Source organism: Parendozoicomonas verongulae, assembly GCF_009711465.1.
Lineage (GTDB): Bacteria > Pseudomonadota > Gammaproteobacteria > Pseudomonadales > Endozoicomonadaceae > Sansalvadorimonas > Sansalvadorimonas verongulae.
The window spans coordinates 1-251 of the sequence record NZ_SMME01000094.1; the positions used below are offsets into that span (position 1 = coordinate 1).

At 49.8% G+C, this 251-nt stretch carries 1 protein-coding gene; it reads right to left on the reverse strand.

Features of this window, described 5'->3' with window-relative positions:
- Positions 1–251: hypothetical protein (locus E1189_RS24150; RefSeq protein WP_230459784.1), on the reverse strand; the 251-nt coding region annotated here is incomplete at both ends.

The following is a 251-nucleotide window of genomic DNA, read 5'->3' on the forward strand; positions in this document are numbered from 1 at the left end:
GCCCCCCCAACCCCTTGGCAGACCAGGCTACTTTCTGGACCAGATACACAAAATGTGTCGCCCAAAGGCTGAACGACGGGTAATGACGTACGGATACGCCCTGTTGAGATGATATCGGCCTCCCCTTCACCTGTTAGCAAAAGAAGTGTGCAACTACTCACCTGTTTATCTGTACTCGCATCAACAACAATAGCGGGAGCAATCGTCAGGATAAACCAAAAATATGAGGCATTTGCCAGCCTTTGCAACGA